Origin of the sequence: Vreelandella malpeensis (assembly GCF_020622355.1) — a bacterium.
Classification (GTDB): Bacteria; Pseudomonadota; Gammaproteobacteria; order Pseudomonadales; family Halomonadaceae; genus Vreelandella; species Vreelandella malpeensis.
In genome coordinates this window covers 90,669-108,420 of the sequence record NZ_WHVL01000005.1, presented here as the reverse complement: position 1 = coordinate 108,420, position 17,752 = coordinate 90,669, and the positions used below count along the sequence as shown (strand labels likewise).

The window sequence follows — 17,752 nt, the reverse complement described above, 5'->3', positions numbered from 1 at the left end:
CCTTGGTTGTCATCGTTGGTGGATGTAGCTCAGTGGTAGAGCCCCGGATTGTGGCTCCGGTGGTCGTGGGTTCGATCCCCATCATCCACCCCATCGATGAACACAACAGGATGCTTCACTCAGGTAGTGCCGGTCGTGGTGGATGTAGCTCAGTGGTAGAGCCCCGGATTGTGGCTCCGGTGGTCGTGGGTTCGATCCCCATCATCCACCCCATGACCTTCTCTCTTTTCTCCTCGTAAAATCCCTTCTTTTCTTTCTCGTTCCAATACTCTTTCTGCTTTCTGCTTTCTGCTTTCTGCTTTCTGCTTTCTGCTTTCTGCTTTCTGCTTTCTGCTTTCTGCTTTCTGCTTTCTGCTTTCTGCTTTCTGCTTTCTGCTTTTCATGTAGCTATTCTAGGTCTGTTACTTAGTGCTTCAATGATGAAGGATTCTCGACGCTGATGTATAGGCGAATTTACTGTGCCTCCCTTTTTGGCGGTAAAATCGACTGATGGATCTCGAAATCGAGAAAAAATAACCGTTCGACGGCCTCAATATAGTGGAAACTGCTGTGCAAATGCGTGCGGGTTGGTGATATTTTTCACTCTCTTTCAAAGGGTTATATCAACACATCACGAGGGGGAGAATCGGCATGGCGCAGCGTAACGTAGTGGTGCTGGGGGCGGGCATGGTTGGGGTGAGCATCGCTTGGCACCTGCAGAAGCGGGGTTGCCAGGTCACGCTGGTCGACCGGCGCCAGCCAGGGCGTGAAACCTCCTACGGCAATGCCGGCATCATCCAGCGCGAGGCCGTTCGTCCCTACGCCTTCCCGCGCGACATGAAGACCATTCTGAGCGTGCTGCCCAACAAGCGGGTGGACATTCGCTATCGTCCCGGCGGCATGCTCAACGCCTTTTCACCACTTCTCAGCTACTGGCACAACTCCTCGTCCCGGCTCTACAAGAAGATCGTTCCGGAGTACGCCTCCCTGATCAAGCTCTGCCTGGAGGCCCATGGCCCGATGATCGAGGCGTCCGGTGCCGATCACCTGGTGCGCCGCGAAGGCTGGCTCGAGATCTACCGTACCCAGGAGCGGCTCGACAAGCGGATCACGCAAGCCCAGGAGGCGCTTGCGCTCTACGATGTGCACTTCGAGGTGCTCGACCGGGCCGCGCTCGAAGCGAAGGAGCCCGATATCGGTGCTGACATCATCGGTGCGATCCACTGGCTCGACCCCTGGACCGTCGCCGACCCCGGCGCGCTGGTCGCCGCCTACGCCGATGCCTTCACGCAGATGGGCGGGCGTATCTGCCAGGCGGATATCCAGCGCATCGCGCCCCGGGGCGAAGGGTTCGAAGTGCAAACAGACCAAGAGACCTTTACCCCGGACGACGTTGTCATGGCGCTGGGCCCCTGGTCCGGGCAGTGGGCACAGGAGCTCGGCTATTCGCTGCCTACCTTCGTCAAGCGCGGCTATCACATGCACTACGCCACGCAACCTGGCGCAAAGCTTCATTACTGGCTGATGGATGCGGAAGTCGGCTACCTGCTGGCGCCGATGAACGCGGGCGTACGCTTGACCACCGGCGCCGAGCTCGACCGGCTGGAATCACCTGCCGACGAAGAGCAGCTCGAGGCGGCAGAGAAGGTCGCGCGCGATATGTTTCCGCTCGGCGAGCGTCGTGAGCAGACAGCGTGGAAGGGGGCTCGCCCTTGTTTGCCCGACATGAAGCCGATCATTGGGCCGGCGCCGCGCCACAAGGGGCTATGGTTCGCCTTCGGTCACGGCCATCAGGGTTTTACCCTCGGCCCGGCCACCGGTGAGCTGCTGGCGAGCATGATGTTCGAGGAGCCCACCGCCATCGACATGGCACCATTCCGCGCGGACCGTTTCTAGACTCGGGCGCTGGTGCCGGCACGGATGCTTTGCTAACCTTTGCTGCATACCCTTTCAAATGATCAAGGATTTCACTTCGCGAGGTGGGATGATGGATGTCACGGCGAGCAATGCGGTCAGCCAGGCCCTCTACATGAATCAGGCGCAGACTGCCGAACAGGCGCAGATGCAGCTCTTTCGTCAGGCGCTGGATATACAGGCCCAGCAGGTGACTGAAGTGCTGGCCGGTGCCGATCTCCAGGCCCAGCCGGATCTGGCCCATGAAGGTACGCTGGGTACGCAGATCAATACCTACGCCTGAGCCTTTGCGTCAGTGATCGAGGAGCCGCCATGGGCGGCTCTTTTTATGCCCGCTTCGTGCTCGTGACGGTACGAGCGTGGCACGCTTGCTGATGGAGCGTTACAATCCCGCCCACTTTCGAACGACGTATTTCGAACTATCTTTTCGAGCTATTTTTTCGAACCATTTTCCGACTGCTTGGCCGGCGCCGCCTGTGCGACGTTGCACGGCTGGGTACACATCTCGATTGAGGCAAGATGAAAGAGACGCAATTGGCCCAGGAGGCGGGGCTTCGAAGGACCTTCGCCATCATTTCGCACCCGGATGCGGGCAAGACCACCATCACCGAGAAGATGCTGCTGTTCGGCAACGCCATCCAGATGGCGGGCTCGGTCAAGAGCAAACGCAACGACCGCCACGCTACCTCCGACTGGATGAAGATGGAGCAGGAGCGCGGTATTTCGGTGACTACCTCGGTGATGCAGTTCCCCTACGGCGGACGCATCGTCAACCTGCTCGATACCCCTGGCCACGAGGACTTCTCGGAAGACACCTACCGCACGCTGACCGCCGTGGACTCTGCCTTGATGGTGATCGACGGCGCGAAAGGCGTCGAGGATCGTACCATCAAGCTGATGGAGGTGTGCCGGCTGCGTACCACGCCGATTCTGACCTTCGTCAACAAGATGGACCGTGACATCCGCGACCCCATCGAAGTGATGGACGAGGTCGAGACAGTGCTCAATATCCAGTGCGCACCGATGACCTGGCCGATCGGCATGGGGCGTCATTTCAAGGGGGTGTACCACCTTTACAACGACGAGATCCATCTCTATACCCAGGGTCAGGGCAGTCGGATTCCCGACGACAAGCGCATCAAGGGATTAGATAGCCCCGAGGTGGATGCGCTGCTCGGTGAGGACGAGGCCGAGGAGCTGCGCATGGAGATCGAGCTGGTGCGCGGCGCCTCCCACGCCTTCGATCTGGACGCCTACCGCCGCGGCGAGCTGACGCCGGTCTACTTCGGTACCGCCATGGGCAACTTCGGCGTGCGCGAGATGCTCGACGGCTTCGTCGAACACGCCCCGGCGCCCCAGCCGCGCGAAACCGATACCCGCGAAGTCACCGCGAGTGACGAGCGCTTCACCGGCTTCGTATTCAAGATCCAGGCCAACATGGACCCGAACCACCGTGACCGCATCGCCTTTTTGCGAGTCTGTTCCGGCAAGTACGAGAAGAACATGAAGATGCGCCATGTGCGTATCAAGAAGGACGTCAAGATCGCCGACGCCCTGACCTTCATGGCCTCGGACCGCTCACAGGTCGAGGAAGCCTGGCCCGGCGACATCATCGGGCTGCATAACCACGGCACGGTGCAGATCGGCGATACCTTTACCGTGGGCGAAGACATGCGCTTCACCGGCATCCCGCACTTTGCTCCAGAACTGTTCAAGCGCGTGCGCCTGAAGGATCCTCTCAAGATGAAGGCGCTGCAGAAAGGCTTGCAGCAGCTCTCGGAAGAGGGGGCCACCCAAGTGTTCATGCCGATGGACAATAACGACCTGATCCTTGGCGCGGTAGGCACGCTGCAGTTCGACGTGGTCGCTCACCGGCTGAAGGAGGAGTACAAGGTTGACTGCATTTACGAAGGGGTGAACGTGCAGACCGCGCGCTGGGTCTACTGCGACGACGCCAAGATGCTCGAGGAGTTCAAGCGCAAGGCGAGCGGCAACCTCGCCATCGACGGCGGCGGCTACCTGACCTACATCGCGCCTACTCGGGTCAACCTTCAGATGACCCAGGAGCGCTGGCCGGACGTTCGCTTCCAGCCCACCCGGGAACACTGAGCCCACCAAGTGCCGGGTGGCCGGCCCCGCATGGGCAGGGCGGCCACTCGGGTACCAGTGGCGCTACGAGACGTCACGCAGCTCGAGGGCGAGCTTCTCCGGGTCGAGGCGTTCGATCGGGTAGGGGAGCGATTCGAGGGTCACCAGCCGCTCGCCGAGATGTAGCGGCTGGGGCGTCTCGAGCACCTTGGTGGCCATTACGGCGAGAAGCTCCACTTGCCCCTCGGCGGCGAAGGCGCTGCTGACCACCTCACCCAGGTTCTTGCCTTGATCGTCGGTCAAGGTCTCACCGATGTCCGGCAGGTCATCGCTTGTCATCACTGCCCGCGCCAGGCGTTTTTTCACCTGACCGCGAAAGTGGGCTCTGGCCACCACTTCCTGGCCGGTGTAGCAGCCTTTCTTGAAGCTGATGCCGCCCAGCGCCTCCCAGTTGATCATCTGGGGCAGGAAGTGATCCTGCTGCGCGTCGGTGAGCCAGACGAGACCGGCACGAATGTCCGCCAGTTGCCATGCGTTGTCGAGTGCGGGATCGCTCGTTGCGTCGGCCTCGCGTTCACAGAACAGGTAGCGCTCGTCGCCCGGCAGGCGGAGTACGACATTGCCGTTGGCATCGCTTGCGTGCAGGTAAGGGTTGGGGGGCAGCGCGAGCCCGAGTGCCTCGGCGCGCGCTTTGGCAGCAGTAGGGCTGGCGCCGATCACCGCACCCTCCATTACGTCCAGCTCGACGCGGTAGAAGGCGGCGAACTTGCCGAGGTGCGCGGCGAGGCCTTCGACGAGCGTGGCGCTCAACAGCAGCCGGTAATGGTCGTCGGCCACTTTGATCAGCTGACCGTTGGCGATGATGCGCCCCTTGGGCGTGCAGAAGCAGGTCAGCGGTGCGAAGCGTCCATCGGCCAGATTGACCTGGGCGCTGGTCTGACCCTGCAGGAACTTGTCGGCGCCCGTACCCTTTATGTCCAGCGCGCTCAGAAGATCGAGACGGGTTTCGCCGCTCGGCAGGGGGGTAACGTCGGTTGCCATGAAAGCTCCACTATTCGGTAGAAAGGCGTTCGCCTAGCGTAACACTGATGTAAGAAGGTGCGGGTGTCGGGCCGTGATTGCAAGGTATCGGCGCCGTGCTAGACTGGATTTTCTGTATCACTTTTGCACAGGTTCGGGGCCTTCGTCCCGAGCATGGCTTCGTTGGAAGAAGGATGTGTCATGGCTTATCAATCCCTCGCGTTCAAGGGCGTGGAAAACGCCGATCAGGTCAACCGGATCACTACCGCGCTGATGATGCTCGACGGCGTCGAAAGCGCTGAAGTGGGCCGACACGGGGCCGAAGTGGAAGGGCGCGCTAGCCATCAGGCGCTGGTCAAGGCGGTGAAGGATCTAAAGCTGGGTATCGAGGTCTCATGATGCGCACGCCTATCGTCGTCGAAAGCCAGCGCAACCGGGCGTTTCGCCAGCGTATCGAGGTGGCCGACGTAGAGGCGCTGTACAGCGATGCGCCTGCCGTGCTCGGTGGCGACGGGCAGGACCCGGACCCCCACGACTATTTCGATATGGCGCTGGGCAGTTGCAAGGCGATCACCGTGCAAATGTACGCCAAGCGAAAGGGGTGGCCGCTTGAAGGCCTTCGAGTGATCGTCGCCCGAGACGATAGTCAGGAGCGTGAGGGTGTCTACCGCCTCGATGTGCAGCTCGAATTCGAGGGGGAGCTCGACGATGCCATGCGCCAGCGCCTGCTCGAGATCAGCGAACGCTGTCCCATCCAGCGGTTGATCACTCAGGCCGATGTCACCATCGAGACTCATCTGAGTACCTAGACACTGCAAGACCACCGATTTACCCGACCAGGAGTCACGATGAGCAAAGAGTTTCGGCTAACGTCCAAGTTTCAGCCCGCTGGTGACCAGCCGACCGCCATCAAGGGCCTGGTCGACGGGCTCGAGTCGGGGCTCGCCCACCAGACGCTACTGGGCGTGACCGGCTCGGGCAAGACCTTCACTATGGCCAATATCGTGCAGAAGCTGCAGCGACCGACCATCGTGATGGCCCCCAACAAAACGCTCGCCGCCCAGCTCTACGGCGAGTTCAAGGCGTTCTTTCCCGATAACGCCGTCGAGTACTTCGTCTCCTACTACGACTACTACCAGCCCGAGGCCTACGTACCCTCCTCGGACACCTTCATCGAGAAGGACGCCTCGATCAACGACCACATCGAGCAGATGCGCTTGTCAGCCACCAAGGCGCTGCTGGAACGTCGCGACGCGCTGATCGTGGTATCGGTGTCAGCGATCTACGGTCTGGGCGACCCGGATCAGTACCTGAAGATGCGCCTGCACTTCACCCGCGGCGAGCTGATCGACCAGCGCAAGTTCCTGCGCCGGCTGGCGGAGCTTCAGTACACCCGTAACGACATGGATTTTCGCCGGGGTACCTATCGTGTGCGTGGCGATGTGATCGACATCTTCCCGGCGGACTCCGACGAGGAGGCGGTGCGGGTGGAGCTGTTCGACGACGAGATCGACTCCATTCGCCTGTTCGATCCGCTCACCGGCGACGTGCGTGGCGAGGTGCCGCGCATGACCATCTACCCGAAATCCCACTATGTCACGCCGCGGGAGACGATTCTGGAAGCGATCGAGTCGATCAAGGGCGAGCTCAAGGAGCGCCTGGAGTGGCTTCGAAAGCACGAGCGGCTGGTAGAGGCCCAGCGCCTCGAGCAGCGCACGCTCTATGACATTGAGATGATGCTGGAACTCGGTTACTGCAACGGCATCGAGAACTACTCGCGCTATCTCTCCGGGCGCGATCCCGGTCAGGCGCCGCCCACTTTCTTCGACTACCTACCGGACGATGCGCTGTTGTTCATCGACGAGTCCCACGTCAGCGTTCCGCAGGTGGGCGGCATGTACAAGGGCGACCGCTCGCGCAAGGAGACGCTGGTGGAGTACGGCTTCCGCCTGCCCTCGGCGCTTGATAACCGCCCCATGAAGTTTGAGGAGTGGGAATCGATCTCTCCCCAGACCATTTTCGTATCTGCGACGCCGGGCAACTACGAGGCCGAGCATGCGGGGCAAGTGGTGGAGCAGGTGGTGCGCCCCACGGGCTTGCTCGACCCGGAAATCGAGGTGCGCCCGGCAAGTACTCAAGTCGACGACCTGCTATCGGAGGTCAATAAGCGTACCGCCGTCGGCGAACGGGTGCTAGTCACCACGCTGACCAAGCGCATGGCGGAGGATCTCACCGAGTACCTGGACGACCACGACGTGCGCGTGCGCTACCTGCACTCGGATATTGATACTGTCGAGCGCGTCGAGATCATTCGTGATCTGCGTCTGGGCAAGTTCGACGTGCTGGTGGGGATCAACCTGCTGCGTGAGGGCCTCGATATTCCCGAAGTCTCGCTGGTGGCGATTCTCGATGCGGACAAGGAAGGGTTCCTTCGCGCCGAGCGCTCGTTGATCCAGACCATCGGCCGTGCCGCACGTAACGCCCACGGCAAGGCGATCCTGTACGGCGATCGGGTGACGGACTCCATGCGCCGGGCGATCGACGAGACCGAGCGACGTCGCGCCAAGCAGATGGCGCACAACGAAGAGCACGGCATCACGCCGACCACGGTAACGCGCTCGGTGGCGGACATCCTCGAGGCCGCCCAGGCACCCGGCGCCAAGAAGACCAACGGCCGGCGCGGCAACGATCGCAAGAAGCGCGCCGAGACGGAATACGATATCGCCAACATGGGGCAAGAAGAGCTGGCGCGGGCGATCGGCAAACTCGAGGATGCCATGTTCGAGGCGGCCCAAAATCTGGAGTTCGAGGAAGCGGCGCGCCTGCGTGATCAGCTCAACCAGATGAAAGAGAAGCAGCTGGTGCTGGGGTAGACATGCCGGAAGGACCCGAAATCCGTCGCGCGGCGGATCGTATAGAAAAACAGCTGAAAGGGCGCGTGGTCGAGCACGCCTGGTTCGCCTTCGAGGCGCTTCAGGCCGAGGCCGATTCGCTGATCGACCTGCGTATCGACGCCGTGGAGACCCGAGGCAAGGCGATGCTGATTCGCTTCTCGAGCGGCCGCGTACTCTACTCGCATAATCAGCTCTACGGTGTCTGGAAACTGCACCCGGCCCACGAGGAGCCGAAAACCAACCGGTCGCTGCGCGTGCGCATGGTCGCCGAGAGCAGGGCAGCGAGTCTTTACAGCGCCTCGGACATTGCACTGCTCGACGCCGACGCCCTCGACGAGCACCCGTTTCTGGCACGGTTGGGGCCGGATCTTCTCAGCCAGCACGTCAGTGCCGAGCAGATACAAGAGCGCCTGGACGATCCGCGCTTTCGCCGCCGAAGCCTGGGGGCACTGCTGCTCGATCAATCCCTGGTGGCAGGGTTGGGCAACTACCTGCGCTCGGAAATCCTGTTTCTTGCCAGGCTCAATCCTAGACATCGCCCGGCGGACCTTTCCGATGAAAAGCGCAAGGCGCTGGCGCAGATCATTCTCGAGACGACCTGGCAGGCCTATCGCCAGGCCGGGGTGACCAATCGCGAAGCTTGGATCGCTCAGGCCAAAGCGGCTGGCGAGACGCGTCGCCAGTGGCGCTTTTGCGTCTTCGAGCGTGCCGGGCTCTCTTGTCATCGCTGTAACGACGTCATCGAACGCCAGATGGTCGGTTCCCGGCGGCTTTACTGGTGCCCGCGGTGCCAGCCAGTCAACTAGCCTTTATACCGTTATCTTCTACGTTAACTACTTACTAAGCACACATCCGGTCAGCACAACAGGCGAGTGCCGCGCGACGCGTGTTCGGGTATAATCGCGCCACACCTAGACGGCTAACGATACTCGAAATCGCTTCACGAATAGCCGCTTGTCTCGATCCACCAGGAGCCTGTTGTCCATGACCGTGATTCGCCAGGACGATGTCATCCAGAGCGTCGCCGATGCCCTGCAGTACATTTCCTACTACCATCCCAAAGACTTCATCGATGCCATGGCCGCCGCGTATGATCGCGAAGAAAACCCGGCCGCGAAGGATGCCATCGCCCAGATCCTGATCAATTCGCGCATGTGCGCCACGGGCCACCGCCCGATCTGCCAGGATACCGGCATCGTGACCGTCTTCGTCCATGTCGGCATGAACGTGACCTGGGAAGCGGACATGAGCCTCGACGACATGGTCAACGAAGGGGTGCGCCGCGCCTACCTGCTGCCGGACAACGTGCTGCGCGCTTCCGTGCTGGCGGATCCGGACGGCAAGCGCCAGAATACCAAGGACAACACGCCCGCCATCATTCATCACAAGCTCGTGCCCGGCGACAAGGTCGATATCCACGTGGCGGCGAAGGGCGGTGGCAGCGAGGCGAAATCCAAGTTCGCCATGCTCAACCCTTCTGATAGCGTGGTCGACTGGGTACTCGAGCAATTGCCGAAGATGGGCGCCGGCTGGTGCCCGCCGGGCATGCTGGGCATCGGCATTGGCGGTACTGCCGAAAAGGCGATGGAGATCGCCAAGGAAGCGCTGCTCGACCCGATCGACATCCAGGAATTGCAGGCCCGCGGGGCGAGCAATCGCGCCGAGGAGCTGCGTTTGGAGCTGTTCGACAAGGTCAACAAGTCCGGCATCGGTGCCCAGGGCCTCGGCGGCTTGACCACGGTGCTCGACATCAAGGTCAAGGATTACCCGACCCACGCGGCGAACAAGCCGGTGGCGATCATCCCCAACTGCGCCGCCACCCGCCACGCGCACTTCACCCTCGACGGTTCAGGCCCCGTGGCGCTGCCCGCGCCAAAGCTCGAGGATTGGCCGGAGATCACCCGCGAGGTAGGCGGCAATGTCAAGCGCGTCGATCTCGACAGCGTCACCCCGGAAGAGGTGAAGACCTGGCAGCCCGGTGACACCCTGCTCCTCAACGGCAAGCTTCTGACCGGACGTGACGCCGCCCACAAGCGCATGACCGACATGATCGCGAAAGGCGAGCCGCTTCCGGTGGACATGAAAGGGCGCTTCATCTATTACGTCGGCCCGGTTGACCCGGTGGGTGACGAAGTGGTCGGCCCGGCCGGCCCGACGACCGCCACGCGCATGGACAAGTTCACCCGCACGATGCTCGAGCAGACCGGGCTTCTCGGCATGGTCGGCAAGGCCGAGCGCGGCCAGGAAGCCATTGACGCCATTCGTGACAACCAGGCGGTCTACCTGATGGCGGTGGGCGGCTCGGCCTATCTGGTCGCCCAAGCGATCAAGAAGTCCCGCGTAGTGGGCTTCGAGGATCTGGGCATGGAAGCGATCTACGAGTTCGAGGTCGAGGACATGCCGGTCACCGTGGCCGTGGATACCCAGGGTACCTCGGTGCACCGCACGGGGCCCGCCAAATGGAAGGCAATCATCGCCGAAACCGCGTAGACTTGACGCCAAGCGTCGAACACAAAGCCCCGTCTTGCGGGGCTTTTGCGCATATAGCAGGGTAACAGGGAGCAGGCGTATGGAGGGCGGGGTTCAATGACCTCATGGTTGATCGGAACGAGCATCATGCTCATTCACCTCATGGGCATCGTTTCCGCCATCATGGCGCTGATGTCGAGCCGTACCTCCCAGGGCGCAGTGGCCTGGATCGTATCGCTGATGACCTTTCCCTACATCGCGCTGCCTGCCTACTGGTTCTTCGGCCGCCCGCGCTTCTACGGCTACGTCACTGCGCGCGGGGCGAAGGACAACGTGTTGCGCCGCGTGCTGCGCCGCTATCGCAACAACATGAAACCGCACATTTCGCTGCCTGCGACCCCGGATGTCCAAGCCGTCGAGCAGCTGGCCATGATGCCCCTGACCAAGGGCAACCACGCCGAACTCCTCATCGATGGTCAGGCGACCTTCGCGAGCCTCTTCGCCGGCATCGACGAAGCCAAGGACTACCTGCTGCTGCAATTCTTCATCGTGCGCGACGACCGTCTTGGCCGCGAGCTCGAGGCGCACCTGTTGCGCGCCGCCGAGCGCGGCGTGCGCATCTATTTTCTCTACGACGAGCTTGGCAGTCGCAAGCTGCGCGACAATTACTTCAAGGAGCTGGCCGGGGCAGGGGCGGCGATCAGCCCGTTCGGGTCATCGCGAGGATTCAAGCACCGCTTTCAGCTCAATTTTCGTAATCATCGCAAGATCATGGTGATCGATGGCAAGAAAGGTTGGGTAGGGGGACTCAACGTTGGCGTGGAGTACCTGGGCGAGCATCCCCGTCACGGGCCCTGGCGCGATACCCACCTGAAGCTCCAAGGGCCGGGCGTGCTGGGCTTGCAGGAAGCTTTCTGGGAGGATTGGCACTGGGCGACCGGCGAGGTGATCACCCTCAACTGGCACGCCGAGAACCATGCCCAGGAGGATCATCAAGTCGTTATCGTGCCTTCGGGCCCGGCGGATAAGCACGACACTGCAAGCCTGCTCGTTCAGCAGCTGATCCACAGCGCCGTGGACCGGCTATGGGTGACGAGCCCCTATTTCGTGCCCGACCAGGGCGTTCAGGATGCGCTGCGCCTCGCTGCCATGCGCGGGGTCGACGTACGTGTAATGATCCCCGAGCGGCCGGACCACCTGCTGGTGTTCTTGTCGGCGTTTTCGTTTTTACCCGACATGTTGCGCGCAGGAGTAAAAATATACCGTTATCTTCCTGGATTTCTTCACCAGAAAGTCATGCTGATCGATAGCGACGCAGCGACCGTCGGGACGGTTAATCTCGACAACCGGTCATTTCGACTCAATTTCGAGGTCACCGCGTACATTCCGTCACAGGATTTCGCCGACAGCGTCGCCTGCATGCTGGAGAAGGACTTTGCGCACTGTCGGCGGGTAACGATCGATGAAATCAATAGCCGCCCGCTCTGGAAGAAGGTCGTTTCCCGGGCCGCTTACCTGACCGCCCCCATTCAGTAGCCTGCAAGCCTCGTCGCCGGTATAAGGAGTTCCGGGTGAATCTAGAAACCAAATGGCTCGAAGATTTCGTGGCCCTCGCCAATACGCGCAGCTTTTCAGCGTCGGCTCGCCAGCGTCACGTCACCCAGCCGGCTTTCAGCCGGCGCATCCGCGCGCTCGAGCAGGCACTGGACACTACGCTGGTGGATCGTTCGACTACGCCGATCGGGCTGACGGCGGAAGGGCAGCTCTTTCTTGTCACCGCGCGCAACCTCGTCGATCAGTTGAACGAATCGATGAGTCACCTGCGCGGGCTCTCCATCGCCAATGAGGCGCTCGATATCGTGGCGGCCCACTCGCTGGCCCTGAGCTTCTATCCGCCTTGGATTTCGCGACTGCAAAAAGGGCTGGGGGAGCTTCCCACCCGGCTGGTGGCAATGAACGTGGGCGAGGCAATCCATGTGCTGCGCGAGGGTAACTGCGATCTGATGCTCGCCTACTATGACCCGTTCGCCACCATGCAGCTCGATACCAAGGTCTTCCCGTCGTTTTCCATCGGCAACGTCAAGATGCTGCCGGTATCGCTTGCCGATGCCGACGGCAAGCCGCTGTTCAGCCTGGACCAGCCGGACCCCGTACCGTATCTCACCTATAGCCAGGGGGCCTTTCTGGGGCGCAGCGTGCACATGGTGCTCAAGAACGATCCGCTGCGCCTCAAACTGCGCACGGTCTACGAGACCGCCATGGCGGAAGGGCTCAAGGGCATGGTGATGCAGGGCGTCGGCATGGCCTGGATTCCCGATTTCTGCATTCGCGAAGAACTCAAGAGCAAGCGCCTTGTTCGCGCCGGCGACGAGCGTCTGGACATTCCGCTCGAGATTCGCCTCTACCGTTGCTCACTGGTTCACAAGCCCGGCGTCGAGCGCCTTTGGAAGCAGATGATGAAGTTGCCTCGGGACTTTCTACAGGCGTGAGCTAGCCGGTGCCGAAATGAGCCGGCAGCCCCAGGAAGTTCTGGACGATGAAGAAGTGATCCTCGAACAGGCTTTCCGGCTCGAGTTCGGCAAGCGCTACCCAGCGGGCGTGGTCGCCTCCCTTGACGGGCTACCGCCAGATGCCCCAGGTGGATGGGCTGAAAACGGCTGATGAAGATCAGGCAGTCGAAATCCCTGTTCGGCGTGGCGGCGTTCCTGGTGCATCCTGTCGATGAGAAGAGGTAGCCCCATTATGTGCACTGCTCCCAGGGCACCCAACGACGAACGCTGCACCCCACGCTATAGTTAGGTATGCTACCGCCCACACTTGGCGCCATGATCGAACTCGCGTCCTAAAAAAGTATTTTGCAAGGGAATCAATATGCTGAAACGTAGGCTGATGTTCTGGTGGAAAGTGGTGCAGGACGCCATCTCGCTGTGGCTCGAACGCAACGCCTTCAGCTACGCAGGCTCTCTGGCTTTCTATACGCTCTTCTCGCTGGCCCCCACCATCATCATCGCGGTCACCGTCATCGGCATCGTGCTCGGTGAAGATGCCGCTCAGGGACAGATCGTCGCCCAGCTTCAGGGTACCTTGGGGATGGACGCCGCCCAGGCGATCGAGCAGGCGGTGGCCCAGTCCCGCATCCAGGAGTCAGGTCTGTTGCCGACGCTGCTGGGCTTCGGAGCTCTGCTGATCGGGGCTACCACGGTTTTCGGTCAGATGCAGTTCTCGCTCAATACCCTCTGGGATGTGACGGCCAAGCCCACTTCCAACAGCGTGTTCATCTTCATCAAGACCCGTCTTCTATCGCTCACCGTGGTGCTGGCGATCGGTTTTATCCTGCTGGTCTCGCTGGTTCTTGGGATCGTTCTGCGCGGCATGCTCCAGGCGGCCAACTATGTGGTTCCCTATATCAGTTTCTTTACCACCACGCTCGAGTCGCTGGTGTCGCTCGGGATGGTGACGCTCTTGTTCGCCACCATCTTCAAGGTGCTGCCGGATGTCGTGCTGCGCTGGCGGGACGTGCTGATCGGGGGCCTGGTCACGGCGGTGCTGTTCACCATTGGACGTAATCTCATTGCCATCTACCTCACTTATACCGCCACGGCCTCGACTTACGGGGCGGCAGGCTCGGTGGTGATGGTGCTGCTCTGGGTCTACTACAGCTCGTTGATCTTGCTGTTCGGCGCGGCCTTCACCCGCTCGCTGCTGGTTCGACGCGGCAGGGCGATCGTTCCGCGCAACAGTGCCGTACGCGTCAAGCACGAGTTCATCAAGGAGTTCAAGGAGGCGGACATGACCACCAAAAGCGTACGAGCGCTGGTGAGCGGCAAGGTTCAGGGCGTGAACTTTCGCAGTGCCACCCGTGAGAAAGCGCTCGCCTCTAGCGTCAGTGGCTATGCCAAGAATCTGGCTGATGGTCGAGTCGAAGTGCTGATGTGCGGCGAGGAAGCGGCCGTCAAGACCCTCTGCGATTGGCTTCACGAGGGCCCGCAGAATGCGCGCGTCACGGACGTGAACCTCGAGGAGATCATCGAGGCTCACGTGCCGGAAAGTTTCACCACGGCGTGAGAGCGATACCCCGCTACGTTTAAGGGCGTCGTCAGGTCGTCAGGTGGGGGCGGCGAAGGAGGCGATGTTCTCGGCAGTCAGTCGCACAATGTTCTGGCGCGCCTCCGGCGTGATCCAGGCGTTGTGCGGGGTGACGACGAGATTGAGCGCCTCGTTCGCCGCCAGCGCATCCAGCAGCGCATGACCCTCACGGGGCGGCTCTTCGGGAAGCACATCCACTGCCAGCCCGCCGATGCGGCCCTCGCGCAGCGCGGTGAGAGCGGCATGCTCGTCGATGATGCCACCTCGCGCGCAGTTGACCATCAGCAGTGACGACTTGGCCCGAGCGAGGCGCTTTTCGTCGATCAAGTGGCGAGTCGCGTCGTTGAGTGGGCAGTGCAGGCTGATCACGTCGGCGCTTGGCAGCAGATCGTCGAGGCTCGGACGATCGTCACTCTGCTCGGCGCCGGGGCGGGCGGCGAAGACGACGTTCATGCCGAAGGCTTCTGCCAGGCGCGCCACTTCCGACCCCAGCTCTCCTTGACCGACCATGACCAGCGTCTTGCCGGCGAGTTGCAGGGTAGGGTACTGCTGCAGACAGAAGAAAGCGCTCTTCTGCCAGGCGCCGGCGGCGACCTCCTGCTGATATCGCGGCAGGCGCGCGGCAAGCGTCAGAATCAACATAACGGTGTGCTGCGATACGCTCGCGGTGCCGTAGGCGGTCACGTTCTTCACCGTGATCCCCTTGGCCCTGGCGGCGTCGAGATCGATGTTGTTCAGGCCCGTGGCCATCACGCAGATCAGTCGCAGCTTGGGTAAAGCGTCCAATAGCTCGCGATTCAACACCACCTTGTTGACCAGTGCCACCTCGGCATCCTTGAGCCGCTCGAAAGCCTGTTCTGGCGTAGTGTTATCGTGAACTGCAAGAGACGAGACGCACGCGCGAATCGGAGTGAAATCGATATCCGGACCCATGCTCTGGGCGTCGAGCATCACGGCGTTTGGCATTGAACGTTCTCCATCAGCGGCTATGGCCGCTTGGCCTTGCCCGTCAGGGGGCACAAAAGGGTATAATGCGTTGCTTTGTCGACCGCAGTCTTGGAATTTATTTCGGCAGGCCACATATTCTCACGGCCCAACGCCGTTGGGATGTTCACTGTCCTGTTGGAGTCGAGCTTTTCAGGAGCCATCAACATGCCCATCTATGAGTACGAGTGCAAGGCCTGCGGACATCGCATGGAAAAATTGCAGAAGATCAGCGCCGACCCTTTGAAGGAGTGTCCCGCCTGTCGCAAGGAGGACCTCGAGCGTCTGGTCTCGGCGGCAGGCTTTCGCCTGGCGGGCGGCGGCTGGTACGAAACCGATTTCAAGACCGGGGGCAAGAAGAATCTGGCGGCGGACAGCGCCCCCTCGGCCCCGACCGGCGGCACCTCGAAGGACGGCAGTGCCGCGCCGACAAGTAGCTCTTCACCGAATAAAGGGGCCGCGGCCTGACCGCGACGCCTTTATCGTCACGTAACAAAACAGGATGAGACATGCGCAGTCATTATTGCGGCCAGCTTAACGAAACCTTGGTGGATCAAACGGTCACCGTCTGCGGGTGGGTACACCGTCGGCGCGACCACGGTGGCGTCATTTTCCTCGACATGCGCGACCGCGACGGTATCGCCCAGTTCGTGGTCGACCCGGACACCGCCGATGCCTTCGCCACCGCCGACCGCGCGCGCAGCGAGTACGTTCTGCGCATCACCGGCCGCGTTCGTCTGCGCCCGGAAGGTACCCAGAATCCCAACATGCCCACCGGCATGATCGAGATTCTGGCCAAGGACGTCGAGGTCCTCAACACCGCCGCCACGCCGCCGTTCCAGCTCGACGAGCACGGCAAGGTGGGCGAGGAAGTGCGCCTCAAGCACCGCTACATCGACCTGCGCCGCCCGGACATGATCGAGAAGCTGCGCCTGCGCTCGCGCATCTCTCACAGCGTTCGCGCGTTTCTGGAAAACGAAGGCTTCCTCGATATCGAGACACCGGTCCTCACCCGGGCAACGCCGGAAGGCGCCCGCGACTACCTGGTGCCGAGCCGTACCCACGCCGGCGAGTTCTTCGCGCTGCCGCAGTCGCCGCAGCTGTTCAAGCAGCTTTTGATGGTCGCCGGCTTCGATCGCTACTACCAGATCGCCAAGTGCTTCCGCGACGAGGACCTGCGCGCCGATCGTCAGCCGGAGTTCACCCAGATCGATATCGAGGCTTCCTTCGTCGAGGAGAGCGATATCATGGGCATCGCCGAGTCGATGATCCAGAAGCTCTTCAAGGAAGTGCTCGACGTCGAGCTTCCCGACTTCCCGCGCATGACCTGGCAGGAAGCCATGGATCGCTTCGGCTCCGACAAGCCGGACCTGCGTATCCCGCTCGAACTAACCGACATCGACGACTTGATGAAGCAGGTCGACTTCAAGGTCTTCTCCGGCCCGGCCAATGCCGAAGACGGTCGTGTCGCCGCCCTCAAGGTGAGGGGCGGCGCCAGCCTCTCGCGCAAGGAGATCGACGAGTACACCAAGTTCGTCGGTATCTACGGCGCCAAGGGTCTGGCCTGGATCAAGGTCAACGAGCGCGCCAAGGGTCTCGAAGGCCTGCAGTCGCCGATCGTCAAGTTCATGGAGAACGTGGTCGAGGAGCTTCTCGATCGTGTCGGTGCCGAGGATGGTGACATCATCTTCTTCGGCGCGGACAAGACCCAGATCGTCAACGAAGCGATCGGCGCGCTGCGCGTCAAGCTGGGCGCCGATCTCGAACTCTACACCCAGGCCTGGGCGCCGCTGTGGGTGGTCGATTTCCCGATGTTCGAAACCGATGGCAGCGGCCGCCTGAGCCCGCTTCATCACCCGTTCACAGCACCGTCCTGCTCGCCGGAAGAGCTCAAGGCCGATCCGGCCAAGGCGCTCTCGCGTGCTTATGACATGGTGCTCAACGGCACCGAGCTGGGTGGCGGCTCGATCCGTATCCACGATCAGACCATGCAGCGCAGCGTGTTCGAGATCCTCGGCATCGGCGAAGAAGATGCCCAGGAGAAATTTGGCTTCCTGCTCGACGCGCTCCAGTATGGCGCGCCGCCCCACGGCGGCCTGGCCTTCGGTCTCGACCGCCTGGTGATGCTGATGGCCGGCGCCAAGACCATTCGTGAAGTGATCGCCTTCCCGAAGACCCAGAGTGCTGCGTGTCTCATGACCGACGCCCCGGGCGAAGTCAGCGCGGAGCAGCTCAAGGAGCTCAACATTCGCCTGCGCCAGAAGGCCAAGGCCGACACCGCCGGCGAGTGATCGCCGGGCGGTTCTTCGAAACGGCTC

Annotated in this window: 15 protein-coding genes, 2 tRNA genes and 2 pseudogenes; 16 read left to right on the top strand and 3 right to left on the bottom strand. The window is 61.6% G+C overall.

Annotated features, from left to right (window positions below):
* The first annotated feature begins 18 nt into the window (after positions 1-18).
* The 5 genes from GEV37_RS12295 to GEV37_RS12275 all read left to right on the top strand — a co-directional run bounded on the left by GEV37_RS12295 (position 19) and on the right by GEV37_RS12275 (position 4,002).
* Positions 19-93, top strand: a tRNA-His gene (locus tag GEV37_RS12295).
* A gap of 45 nt (positions 94-138) precedes the next feature.
* Positions 139-213 (top strand) — tRNA-His (locus GEV37_RS12290).
* A gap of 417 nt (positions 214-630) precedes the next feature.
* On the top strand, positions 631-1,875 hold the full coding sequence (locus GEV37_RS12285) for an NAD(P)/FAD-dependent oxidoreductase (RefSeq protein ID WP_227390553.1): 1,245 nt from the start codon (positions 631-633) through the stop codon (positions 1,873-1,875).
* 91 nt (positions 1,876-1,966) lie between these two features.
* Complete coding sequence (locus tag GEV37_RS12280) at positions 1,967-2,176, top strand: putative motility protein (RefSeq protein WP_227390787.1); 210 nt, start codon at positions 1,967-1,969, stop codon at positions 2,174-2,176.
* A 236-nt stretch (positions 2,177-2,412) separates the two neighbouring features.
* Complete coding sequence (locus GEV37_RS12275) at positions 2,413-4,002, top strand: peptide chain release factor 3 (RefSeq protein ID WP_227390552.1); 1,590 nt, start codon at positions 2,413-2,415, stop codon at positions 4,000-4,002.
* Positions 4,003-4,065: 63 nt separating this feature from the next.
* On the opposite strand, the gene ygfZ is transcribed toward GEV37_RS12275, so the two are convergent.
* Positions 4,066-5,022, bottom strand: a complete 957-nt coding sequence (gene ygfZ, locus GEV37_RS12270) for a CAF17-like 4Fe-4S cluster assembly/insertion protein YgfZ (RefSeq protein WP_227390551.1) — start codon at positions 5,020-5,022, stop codon at positions 4,066-4,068.
* A gap of 180 nt (positions 5,023-5,202) precedes the next feature.
* On the opposite strand from ygfZ, the gene GEV37_RS12265 reads away from it, so the two are divergent.
* From GEV37_RS12265 to GEV37_RS12235, 7 genes are all read left to right on the top strand, one after another.
* Positions 5,203-5,400, top strand: coding sequence for a hypothetical protein (locus tag GEV37_RS12265; RefSeq protein WP_227390550.1), 198 nt, complete (start codon positions 5,203-5,205; stop codon positions 5,398-5,400).
* A complete protein-coding gene (locus GEV37_RS12260) occupies positions 5,400-5,810 on the top strand; it encodes an OsmC family protein (RefSeq protein ID WP_227390786.1) in 411 nt (136 codons plus the stop codon). The genes GEV37_RS12265 and GEV37_RS12260 overlap by 1 nt, the downstream gene beginning before the upstream one ends.
* 39 nt (positions 5,811-5,849) lie before the next feature.
* Positions 5,850-7,874, top strand: a complete 2,025-nt coding sequence (gene uvrB / locus GEV37_RS12255; RefSeq protein WP_227390549.1) for an excinuclease ABC subunit UvrB — start codon at positions 5,850-5,852, stop codon at positions 7,872-7,874.
* Between the two features lie 2 nt (positions 7,875-7,876).
* Positions 7,877-8,701, top strand: a complete 825-nt coding sequence (gene nei / locus GEV37_RS12250; protein WP_227390548.1) for an endonuclease VIII — start codon at positions 7,877-7,879, stop codon at positions 8,699-8,701.
* 178 nt (positions 8,702-8,879) lie between these two features.
* Positions 8,880-10,385 (top strand): fumarate hydratase, encoded by a 1,506-nt coding sequence (locus GEV37_RS12245; RefSeq protein ID WP_227390547.1) that lies wholly within the window; start codon positions 8,880-8,882, stop codon positions 10,383-10,385.
* 96 nt (positions 10,386-10,481) lie between these two features.
* On the top strand, positions 10,482-11,900 hold the full coding sequence (gene cls / locus GEV37_RS12240) for a cardiolipin synthase (protein ID WP_227390546.1): 1,419 nt from the start codon (positions 10,482-10,484) through the stop codon (positions 11,898-11,900).
* A 35-nt stretch (positions 11,901-11,935) separates the two neighbouring features.
* Complete coding sequence (locus GEV37_RS12235; protein ID WP_227390545.1) at positions 11,936-12,853, top strand: LysR substrate-binding domain-containing protein; 918 nt, start codon at positions 11,936-11,938, stop codon at positions 12,851-12,853.
* 1 nt (position 12,854) lies between these two features.
* Here the strand turns inward: GEV37_RS12235 and GEV37_RS12230 are convergent.
* Positions 12,855-12,983: pseudogene (locus GEV37_RS12230) on the bottom strand (bifunctional nicotinamide-nucleotide adenylyltransferase/Nudix hydroxylase); the annotation flags it as partial.
* Between the two features lie 252 nt (positions 12,984-13,235).
* Between GEV37_RS12230 and GEV37_RS12225 the strand changes: the two are divergent.
* Together GEV37_RS12225 and GEV37_RS12220 are read left to right on the top strand one after the other, a co-directional pair.
* A pseudogene (locus GEV37_RS12225) lies at positions 13,236-14,132 on the top strand (YihY/virulence factor BrkB family protein); the annotation flags it as partial.
* Positions 14,133-14,153: 21 nt separating this feature from the next.
* Positions 14,154-14,429: an acylphosphatase gene (locus GEV37_RS12220; protein ID WP_227390785.1), complete on the top strand. Its 276-nt coding sequence runs from the start codon at positions 14,154-14,156 to the stop codon at positions 14,427-14,429.
* Positions 14,430-14,468: 39 nt separating this feature from the next.
* Here the strand turns inward: GEV37_RS12220 and GEV37_RS12215 are convergent, their stop codons facing one another.
* A complete protein-coding gene (locus GEV37_RS12215; protein WP_227390544.1) occupies positions 14,469-15,416 on the bottom strand; it encodes a D-2-hydroxyacid dehydrogenase in 948 nt (315 codons plus the stop codon).
* Positions 15,417-15,602: 186 nt separating this feature from the next.
* On the opposite strand from GEV37_RS12215, the gene GEV37_RS12210 reads away from it, so the two are divergent.
* Both GEV37_RS12210 and aspS read left to right on the top strand, forming a co-directional pair.
* Positions 15,603-15,902: an FmdB family zinc ribbon protein gene (locus GEV37_RS12210; protein ID WP_227390543.1), complete on the top strand. Its 300-nt coding sequence runs from the start codon at positions 15,603-15,605 to the stop codon at positions 15,900-15,902.
* A gap of 41 nt (positions 15,903-15,943) precedes the next feature.
* Positions 15,944-17,725, top strand: a complete 1,782-nt coding sequence (aspS, locus tag GEV37_RS12205; protein ID WP_227390542.1) for an aspartate--tRNA ligase — start codon at positions 15,944-15,946, stop codon at positions 17,723-17,725.
* Positions 17,726-17,752 lie beyond the last annotated feature (27 nt).